At 49.4% G+C, this 10,124-nt stretch carries 9 protein-coding genes and 1 pseudogene; 6 read left to right on the plus strand and 4 right to left on the minus strand.

The features are described from left to right. Positions 1–496: pseudogene (locus LDL35_RS11675) on the minus strand (DNA mismatch repair protein MutS); the annotation flags it as partial. Positions 497–641: 145 nt separating this feature from the next. Here LDL35_RS11675 and argC point away from each other — a divergent pair. The 5 genes from argC to LDL35_RS11700 are packed head-to-tail and all read left to right on the plus strand — an operon-like array spanning position 642 to position 5,339. Further along, on the plus strand, positions 642–1,628 hold the full coding sequence (gene argC / locus LDL35_RS11680) for an N-acetyl-gamma-glutamyl-phosphate reductase (RefSeq protein WP_304022587.1): 987 nt from the start codon (positions 642–644) through the stop codon (positions 1,626–1,628). A 10-nt stretch (positions 1,629–1,638) separates the two neighbouring features. Then, positions 1,639–2,115, plus strand: coding sequence for a CBS domain-containing protein (locus tag LDL35_RS11685; RefSeq protein ID WP_304022589.1), 477 nt, complete (start codon positions 1,639–1,641; stop codon positions 2,113–2,115). Between the two features lies 1 nt (position 2,116). After that, on the plus strand, positions 2,117–3,268 hold the full coding sequence (gene argJ / locus LDL35_RS11690; protein ID WP_304022591.1) for a bifunctional glutamate N-acetyltransferase/amino-acid acetyltransferase ArgJ: 1,152 nt from the start codon (positions 2,117–2,119) through the stop codon (positions 3,266–3,268). After that, positions 3,265–4,149 carry an acetylglutamate kinase gene (gene argB / locus LDL35_RS11695; RefSeq protein ID WP_304022593.1) on the plus strand — a complete coding sequence of 295 codons (885 nt, stop codon included), beginning with the start codon at positions 3,265–3,267 and terminating at the stop codon, positions 4,147–4,149. Before argJ ends, argB begins: the two co-directional genes overlap by 4 nt. 50 nt (positions 4,150–4,199) lie before the next feature. Beyond that, entirely contained in the window at positions 4,200–5,339 is a 1,140-nt protein-coding gene (locus LDL35_RS11700; RefSeq protein WP_304022595.1) for a cytochrome c biogenesis protein CcdA, read from the plus strand. 1 nt (position 5,340) lies between these two features. Here the strand turns inward: LDL35_RS11700 and LDL35_RS11705 are convergent, their stop codons facing one another. Then, a complete protein-coding gene (locus LDL35_RS11705; protein ID WP_304022597.1) occupies positions 5,341–5,622 on the minus strand; it encodes a chorismate mutase in 282 nt (93 codons plus the stop codon). 277 nt (positions 5,623–5,899) lie between these two features. Here LDL35_RS11705 and LDL35_RS11710 point away from each other — a divergent pair, with 277 nt between their 5' ends. Then, complete coding sequence (locus LDL35_RS11710) at positions 5,900–6,289, plus strand: hypothetical protein (protein ID WP_304022599.1); 390 nt, start codon at positions 5,900–5,902, stop codon at positions 6,287–6,289. A 389-nt stretch (positions 6,290–6,678) separates the two neighbouring features. Here LDL35_RS11710 and LDL35_RS11715 read toward each other — a convergent pair whose 3' ends face one another. Both LDL35_RS11715 and LDL35_RS11720 read right to left on the minus strand, forming a co-directional pair. Then, complete coding sequence (locus LDL35_RS11715) at positions 6,679–8,574, minus strand: SpoIIE family protein phosphatase (protein WP_304022600.1); 1,896 nt, start codon at positions 8,572–8,574, stop codon at positions 6,679–6,681. A 9-nt stretch (positions 8,575–8,583) separates the two neighbouring features. Next, complete coding sequence (locus LDL35_RS11720; RefSeq protein ID WP_304022602.1) at positions 8,584–9,891, minus strand: STAS domain-containing protein; 1,308 nt, start codon at positions 9,889–9,891, stop codon at positions 8,584–8,586. Between the last annotated feature and the right edge of the window lie 233 nt (positions 9,892–10,124).

The following is a 10,124-nucleotide window of genomic DNA, read 5'->3' on the forward strand; positions in this document are numbered from 1 at the left end:
ATATATCGATAAAAGAGAGACCGAACCGTTTCTTTTTCTGGTCAGGATACACCGCCATCAGGTATCGTGCCTGTTCGGTTGAGAGAAGAGCGGCATCGATGACGGTTCCTGGTGTGACGACTCTGACGACCGCCCTTTTGACTATCCCTTTTGCCTTTTTCGGATCCTCGACCTGTTCACAGATAGCGACTTTATATCCCTTACTGATCATGCGGGACAGGTAGGTATCCACTGCATGGTACGGAACCCCTGCAAGCGGGATATCCTGACCGTCCGGCATCCGGCCCCGTGAGGTCAGGGTGATATCAAGTTCTCTGGCACAAATCTGTGCATCCTCACAGAATGTCTCGTAAAAATCACCCATTCGAAAGAAGATGACACAGTCCGGGTACTGCTTTTTTGCATCGTAAAACTGTTGCATCGCCGGCGTTATTTTCCCAGGTTTCTCCGTATTTCCCTTCTGCCCGGATTCTATCGGGGCTGCCGGATCACTCATGACACGTACACATTTAGGAAGGAAGGCAAAAATGCTAACCTCATCCTACCGGGAACTATGCTCATTTCAGGATGATTTAAGAATCAAACGCAAATCAGCCTGAATAATGATAGTATTAAGCCATTAAAAAGTGAGAAACTCTTCTATGAAAGCTGCAATCATCGGCGCTTCCGGATACACCGGTGGCGAACTGATCCGACTGATGCAATCACACCCTCATGTGACCATTGATGTCGCAACATCCCGGCAGCTGGCAGGAAAACCGGTGACAAGCCAGCATCCCCATCTGAAGGGATTTTGTAACCTTATCTTTGAAAATCCGGAGATTTCGGCCCTTGATACGGATATCGCATTCCTGGCAGTCCCCCATACCGCTGCCATGGCATATGTCCCGGATCTGATGGAGCGGGGAATAAAAATAATTGACCTCTCTGCAGATTACCGGCTCCCACAAGCAGTCTTTGAGGAAGTGTACGGGACACCCCATACCGCATGGAAGGAAGTTCCGTACGGGCTGTGTGAATTACACCGGGATGCCTGCAGAAATGCATCCTTTGTCTCAAACCCCGGATGCTTCCCGACCGGGGCAACCCTGGCATCAGCTCCCCTGGCAAAGAAGGCACATACCGTCATCTATGACTCAAAAACCGGGGTTTCCGGTGCCGGTGACAGTCCCTCAGCAACAACCCACTTCCCCAATGTCGGGGATAACCTGACGGCATATAAATGGACGAGCCACCGTCACCTTGCCGAGATGAGACAGGAGCTTGCATACCTTGGATCACCGGCCCGGTGCTACTTCACCCCTCATCTGCTTCCGGTGAACCGGGGCATCCTGACCACCGCTCATATCCTGCTTGATGAACCGATTGAGCAGAAAGAAGTGGAGAAGATATACCAGAACTTTTACCGGAACGAACCATTTGTCAGGTACCAGCGGCCATCCCTCAATGCTGTCCGGGGATCCAACTTCTGTGATCTGATGGTCGAAGCATCAGAGAACCGGGTTGTCGCGGTTTCGGTGATTGATAACCTGGTGAAGGGAGCGAGTGGCCAGGCAATACAGAATATGAACCTGATGTGCGGATGGGACGAGACACTCGGGCTTATGAACCCGGGAATGCTTCCCTGATGGAGAAAATATGCTTGTTCGCGATGCAATGACCATAGACCCGGTGACCTGTAAGGCAGGCGACTCAATCGCCGATGTTGCCGGAGTAATGCGCAGCAGAAAGATTGGTGGAATCCCTATCCTGGAGGGAGATTTTCTCGTCGGTATCGTCACCGAAACAGACATCATACAGCTCCTCATGACAAAAGGGCCCTCTGATGATCTCTGGCTCCCGTCACCCCTTGAGATCATCGAACTGCCGGTCAGGGAATTTATCAACTGGGAACATACGAAGAAGGCTCTGACCGATATCAGACAGAAGAAGATAGCAGATATCATGAGTAAACCGGTGATCACCATCTCTCCTGATGATGACATCGAGACCGCAGCACAGCGGATGCTTGAGAAGAAGATCGATCGGCTCTGTGTTACCGAACAAAACAGGCTGGTTGGAATAATCACCCGTGAGGATATCGTCTGGTCCCTGGCTGGTGAGAAGGATGCATAAGATGCAGTCGATTTGTGCAATAGAAGGGGTAAAAGCAGCAGGAATCAAGGAAGGCAAGTTCGGCCTTGCACTTATTGAGGCAGAAGGAACCGCCGCAGCTGCATTTACCATGAATAAGGCGTGCGCAGCCCCCATCATTCTCATGCGTGAGCGGATGAAGAAGGGGTACCTGACCGCCACCATAACAAACAGCGGATGCGCGAACGCCCTGACCGGAAAGCAGGGAATATCAGATGCCATGGAGATGGCAGCAATCGCCGGTGAGTATCTGGGTGTTGAGCCGGAGACCGTCGGTGTTGCAAGTACCGGGGTTATCAGCCGGTACCTGAACCTGCCCCTGATCCGGGACCAGTGTTCCCGTATTGCTCCGATGATGTCTCACGGGCCTGATGCAGAGATTGCGGCTGCACGGGCCATCATGACCACTGACCTTATCGAAAAACACGCCCTTGTGGAACGGGACGGATTTGTCATCGGAGGTATATGCAAAGGATCAGGTATGATCGCCCCCAATATGGGGACCATGCTCGGATATGTATACACCGATGCAGAGATCAGCCAGCAGGATCTGCAGGACGCCCTGAAATGTGCGGTCAGACGGAGCTTTAACCGGGTCGTCGTCGATGGTGATACCTCCACCAATGATGTGGTATTCTGTACCGCCACCGGAGCAGCAGGAAAGGTCTCAAAGGATGAGTTTACCAAAGCGCTGGAGGAGTGCTGCACCATCCTTGGGAAGCATATCGCAAAAGACGGAGAGGGAGCGACCAAGATGATCGAGGTGGTTGTCAGAAATGCCCTGACAGAGGATGATGCAGACCTCATCGCACGGACCATTGTCGGATCTCCCCTGGTCAAGACGGCAGTGTACGGAGAGGATCCAAACTGGGGTCGTATCGTTGCCGCAGCCGGGCGCTCTGGTGCAGAGATAGATCCCGATATCGTCTCATGCTGGATTTCAAACCGGAACATCCGGGCTCAGGTATGTGACCGGGGGACCATATCGGCCGATCTCTCCCAGGCAAAAGCAGCCCTCTCCGGGGGTGAGGTCAGGATTGAACTGGATCTTGCCCTTGGAAGCGAGAATGCAACCGCCTGGGGCTGCGATCTGACTGAAAAATATGTTGAGATTAACGGGAAGTACACCACATGAAGCGTGAAGACGTCCTGATGGAGGCACTGCCCTACATCCAGAAGTTCCATGGGAGGAGTATGGTCATCAAGCTGGGCGGGCATGCCATGGTTGATACCTGCATCATGGACACCGTCATCCGTGATGTTGTCCTCCTTCAGCTGGTCGGAATAAAATGCGTGATCGTTCACGGGGGAGGTCCTGAAATCACCGAGAAGATGAAGGCCATGGGGAAACAGCCTAGATTTGTATCCGGCCTTCGGATCACCGATGATGACACCCTTGAAGTTGCCCAGATGGTCCTTGTCGGCAAGATAAATTCAAAGATTGTCTCCCTTGTCTCCCGTGCAGGGGGGCGTGCGGTTGGGATCTCCGGGAATGACGCCAACCTTATCATCGCAAGAAAGATGGACCGGCAGAAGATCAGGGTTGAAAACCGGGAGGAGGAGGTTGATCTCGGACATGTCGGAGAGATAGAAGAGATTCGGCCGGCTCTCCTTCACACGCTCCTTGACAACCAGTTCATCCCGGTCATCTCACCGCTTGCCATCGACCGGAATGGCAATGATCTGAACATCAATGCAGACACCGCTGCCGGAGAAGTTGCCATCGCTCTTGGTGCACACAAACTTATCAGCATGACAGATGTGGATGGTATTATGAACCGTGAACGGACCGAGGTCTACCGGCGGATGACACCCCAGGATGCCGAGGAACTGATCGCATCTGGCGTCGTGTCCGAAGGAATGATCCCTAAAGTGCTTGCGGTTCTTCGTGCCCTCCATGGTGGTGTTCCCTATGCCCATATCATCAATGGTAACCTGGCTCACAATCTGATCATGGAACTCTTCACCGCTGAAGGAGTCGGGACCATGATCACCGACCGAATTGACGAGGTGTGAAGGCTACGACGACACATCAGACGTATTTTCGTGCCTGCATTCTGATCCTGATGCTACTGGGATCTCTGACCGGCCCGGTCTGTGGCTCGGTATATCTCAGAAACGGGACAGATATAAGCGAGGATGCAGCCTATCTCACCATTCTACAGGATGGAAATACCACCGCAGAAAACCTCTCCATCCAGTTTTTCTACAATACCCATTGTGGTGCATGCCACAGTGCCCTGGCGTTTCTTGAGAAATACCGGTCTGAAAACCCTGGGATCGTAATTGCATACCATGACCTGTTTAATAGTACCGAAAACAGGGAACTGTTTGAAACCTATAAAGCACAGTATAACCGGCAGTATGCAGCGGTCCCGGTCATCTTCATGGGAAATGCCGTGCTTGAAGGAACTTATGCCATTGAGGAAAATTTTGAACCGCTGGTGAAGGGATATGCGGAACTGAATACGAAAGGATTTTCTCTCCCCTCACTCCCGCAATTTTCCCTGCCGTCACAATCAAAATCAGACAGGACGGGTATCAGCATCCCCCTGATTGTCGGAGCAGGACTTCTTGACGGGATCAATCCCTGTGCCTTTGCAGTCCTGGTCATCCTCCTGATTTACCTGATGAGCCTTGGCAGCAGACAGAAGATGATCCTGGCAGGAATTGTCTACTCAGCGGCGGTCTTCTTCTTCTACTTCCTCTCCGGAGTAGGGATTTTCACGGCAATTCAAACAACCGGGATGGTCAAAGGATTTTCCTTCGTGGCAGCGATGATTGCCATCATTGCAGGCATTCTGATGATAAAGGATGCCTTTTATCCGGGGAAGGGCCCCTCACTTGCAATTCCCGAGGGAAGAAAAGGAGTCATAAGCCGGTATATTGAAAAGTCAACCGTCCCGTCGGCATTTGTCCTTGGAATCCTGGTCGGGATGTTTGAACTTCCCTGCACCGGCGGAATATACCTTGCCATTCTGTCGATGATATCTCTCCGGACCGATGTGAGCGGAGGGCTTGGATACCTGCTTATCTACAACTTTGCATTCATCCTTCCGCTTCTCATCATCATTGCCCTGGTTGCCTGGGGCCTGCCTCCGGAGCGGGTGAATGAGTTCAGGTTAGAGCAGAGGAGAGTTATCCGGATAATCATCGGATGTATCATGTTCTTCTTTGCAGCCATCATCCTGATGGAGTTATTCTAAATTATTCCTCCTTTTTCTTCCGCCACTGCTCCTGAAACTCCTCGCTCATCCTCACCAGTATCTGAAATATCTCCCGGACGGGTGCCGGGTCAAGACCGAGATTATTGGATTCGATTGTTGCCCGGTCAAGGACTGCATTGGCCTGATCAGGGATCCTGACCGGAAGACCCTGCCTCTCTTTTTCTCTGGCAATCTCCTCTACAATACTCATTCGTTCTGCTATAAGGGTGATAATTGCACGATCTTTTTCTTCGATAGATAAACGGAGCGTATCAAGTGACATGTCTGTACATCATTAGTGTTGATACCTATAGTGCGTTGCTGAACGTCTTGGAATAATCAAAATAAAGAAGAATATTCCAAGGCGTGCACTCAAAAATGCACTTTATAGTTTAAGCGAATATTTCGAAAGTATTTCAGAAAGATTCGCATGATACTCTAATAGGAGAACCAGATGGCTGCCATGAGATATGACAGGCTTTTTTTAAAAAGTCTTCCCATCCGGAGACTCTCATCCTTTATTGGATCAGGATGATACATATCTGAAGATGAATTTCACAGTGAAAACAATCCTATACGGCATTCTTGTCTGGCTGGTTCCCTTTATCATCGCAATTCCCTTCTATTCACCGGAGGGAACACTCCTGGTCGATGTGCATTTTTTTAAGACGGTCATGATCGTCACCGGAGGGGCCATTGGTGCGATACTGCTTATAAGGCTCTTTTCTGAGATATCAGACCAGTATGTCAGAAACGGCTGGATGATCGGGGCAATATGGCTTATCATCAACTGGATTCTTGATCTTGGCATCCTCCTCCCTCTGAATGGCATGGATATCTCCACCTATATCGGGGAGATCGGGCTTCGATATCTCATGATCCTTATCATGAGCGTTATGGCCGGATATATCGCAGAGAATGCAACCAATAAGACAAAAATAAGACCCTAAACCTGAAAATAGCCAAATGAGGGCATGTGGATCAGGATCACGCCACCCGAATCCCTGCAGTTCCTTCCAAGGGTATATCATATCCAAAATACCCCTGAATAAAGCCCAGAACACCCCTTTTTTATAAAGGGTAGTGCAGGGTGACACAAAGCCTTCAAATAATTCTTTATTTTACAAAAAGGACCTAAATCGCAGACACATAGCGGGCCGCTATTCACTTGTGAAAACAGGGTGCACCAATGTTCGGCCCAGAGAGAGATCGGGCAATAGCGAGCCACTATGTGAAGATTATTTTAAGTGTTTTAAATGCGCCTTTCAAAAAAAGAGCCCATTTAAGCACCTTAAACGGGAAAAAGGGAGTCCTGTGTATTTTCCCACCCTGTCATCCATCATCTCTTCACAACAATCAGCGTGAGATCATCAGACTGGGGTGCTGTACCGGCAAATGTCCGAACCGCCAGAACGATTGCCTGCATCAGTCCTTCTGCAGAAGAGAGATGGTGCTGCTGTATCACTTCGTACAGCCGTTCTTCAGTGAATAACTTCCCATCAGGATCCATCGCTTCAGTCACCCCGTCTGAATAGATGACAAGCACATCGCCGGATGAGAGCATGACTGAACCCTCACTATAATCAGGATCGTCCAAAAGACCGATCACCGGACCGGTTGGTTCCAGAGTTGAAAGGTTCCTCTCAGCCCTGTACAGTACCGGGGGATTGTGTCCTGCATTGACATACCGGAGTATACAGGATTGAGCATCAAGGACTCCGAAAAACAGGGTTACAAAACTCACTGAACCGGAGTCCTCGATAAAGATGGAGTTTGATGACCGAATGATACCTGCCGGGGAGCCGGGCCAGCGGGTGAGTATCCTTATGATGGTCCGGGAGAGTGCCATGAAGAGAGCAGCGGGCACCCCTTTTCCTGCAACATCAGCAAGCACAAGGGTGACTGAGGTATCATGCCTTGAAAAGATATCATAAAAATCCCCACCGACTTCAAGAGCCGGAATGGTTATCGCAGCAATATCAAAGCCTTCCGGAACCGGAAATGATGCAGGGATGATCGATTGCTGGATCTTCGATGCAACAAGCATCTCTGAACGTTTTCGTTCAATCTCCTCACTGTACTCCTTGATCTTTTGGATCATCAGGTTCATGCTGGTCTCAAGTTCGGTAAATTCAAGGGTGTGCATGCTTCTGATTGTATGATCCAGGTCCCCGTCTGCTATCTGGTGCACGTCGGTAACAATCTCCCGAATCGGAGCTGAAATACGCTTAGATACCAAAAGTGCCAGAATTATACCTGAACCGATCCCTACAATTCCAAACAGGATATACTGAAACAGCAGCATCTCAAGCTGTTCTTTCAGCCGGTCTCCGTACCTGATCACCGCGACGATACTATCATCAGACAGTGCCTGTGGGTTTTTCAGATCGATGAATAAAATGGTGGTGCGATCCCCCTGTACCGGGGAGCCAAATGATGTACCTGATCGTGACCTGAGAGCTTGTGTGATATCATCGGAGGGGAGGGGGAGTACCTCTTCAGAGATATTCTGATCTGAACTCCAGACCGCGACCCGGTTTCCCCAGATATCATAGATCTCAAGAACATCAATATCCGGGTTTTCATCCCATATCCGTCCGACCATATACTGGTACGAGAATTCAGACCTGATATCTGCAAAAGCATCAGATAAAAGACCAATCTCAAGAACATACCGGTGATCAGGAGTCGGGATGTATGCAAACTTCCTGAGATCTCCAAGGACCTTGAGATCACTCTGATTCTGAACTGATCTGACCACCCGATCCATGGCCGGGGTGCTGCCTTTCATGTGCTGTTTGAGTGCACTATAAAATTCAGGGTAATTTTTGAAGTCTACCCCCTTTACTGCAGGCTCTGTCGTATACAAAATGATCCCGTCCTCATTAAACACATAGAGATCAACCGTTGCATTTGTCTGCTGACTGAACCATTCTTTCAGTGAGAGAAGATCCATCGCCCCAGGATCCTGACCGCTTCTCGTATACTCTTCAAGATAGGTAGAGAGCATCTCTTCCATAACCGGATTTAAAGAACTGTCAATCAGATCCAGTCCCTTATTTACCAGCTGAACCGATTCGATCAATGTATGCTCAGTATATGCCTCTATTATGGCATGTTCCCTGATGACATCTTCCGTTGCCCTGATATAACTGATCGGTAATACTCCGGCAAGAACGAGGGCAATAATGAGAATGATGTAAAAAATGAGGTATTGCCGGATGGATACAATCATAAAAACGACTCAGGAACCCTGAACCGGGATGATATCAGTTACCGGTGCAATCGCAATGGTCGCACGTCTGATCATGGTGACGCCTAAAAGCCGGTGCATCGCCAAAAGGGAGCCTTTCAATAGTCCATCGGTTATCCGGGCCTCCATATCAGATTCAGGATTCCACGGGATATCATGCATCACGGCTCCACAGAGGTGTGCGTAGAGCTGTGAGGGATGAGACGGGGTTGGAAGAAGGGTAATTCTTTTCAGAAGATCTTCAGGAAACTTTTCCCTGGATTTTGGAATATCCACGATGTATCCGCATCCAAGAAGGGTTTCGCCACGGTACTGTGGATCAAGCACATCGACGGAGACAGTATCCAGGAGATTATCCTTCCTTGGAATATAATAGAGTGACTTGTGCTCTTCAGGGCGGGTCCCTTCTGACTGCTTCTTTTCTGCTGCCCTGACGAGTGAGGAAGTAATGTCAGAGCTGCACACTCCTTCAATACCTGCCTGGAAGGTGACGAAGCAGATACCCCCCCATGAGGGCCAGGTTTTCTCTGCAAACCGGAATATTTCTTCATACAGGGTCTGCAGGCTGACCGGTTTTATGAGGTTTTCAATCGTCAGAACAGCATGCATCGAACCGTCATAGGATACCTGAAAAAGCCCTGACTGGATGAGATCACCGGCCTCTATGATATCGCTGGTAATGAAATCAGGAGTCTTGTTCCCGTCCGCCGGCACCCAGATGACAGAACCGGATAAATCCATCATCTCACCGGCAAGGTCAGAGATGGTCGATCCATCAGTACCTATTGCACCAATACCTACACTATACCGACCCTTTTCATAGGGAATTTTCATGAAATCCTGCACCATTACCTCTCCGGCAGCAACCCGTGAAATATTCCCCCTGACCTTGAGATGAACCGGACCTGTGGTCAGGTGTGTTGCAGTAAAAATGCCATTTGTCTCTGCATTACCTGCCGGTCTGGTACTACTATGGGTCAGTGCTTCATGCAGTGTGGGGTAGATCTGAAATGCCTGAAGAAAACCACCCATCTTCAGAACTTTCTGGGTAAATTCACCAACCTGACAGAGAGAAACCGTTCCTTTGCGTTCATGGATCTTCCGGTAAACTTCCTGAAACACCCGGAGACCTGCTGAACTGATATAATCGACCCCGCCAAGGTCAAAAATTATCTCCCGATCACTCTCGCGGAGATCATTTCGGATCGCCTCCGCTACCTGCTGGGCACCAAATCCATCCATTCTTCCGGATAAAATAAGCGTGAGCGGACCTTCTGATCTCTGTATTGAAATATCCATACTCATTCTGAGTGGGATTTTAACATGCCTTCTATAAAAGAGTACGTTTTTTTAGACGGGGATATTTTGAAGAAGAAAAACAAAGTAAAATGAAGTCACATGCTCACAAAAGATCTGCTGGAGATAATCTCTCATGGTGAGAACTCAGGAGTCGAGTTCAAGCGAGATGATGTGAGACCTGAGCAACTTGCGAAAGAGATTGTGGCTCTTGCAAATCATCGCGGCGGTATGAT

Origin of the sequence: Methanospirillum hungatei (assembly GCF_020216685.1) — an archaeon.
Taxonomy (GTDB): Archaea; Halobacteriota; Methanomicrobia; order Methanomicrobiales; family Methanospirillaceae; genus Methanospirillum; species Methanospirillum hungatei_B.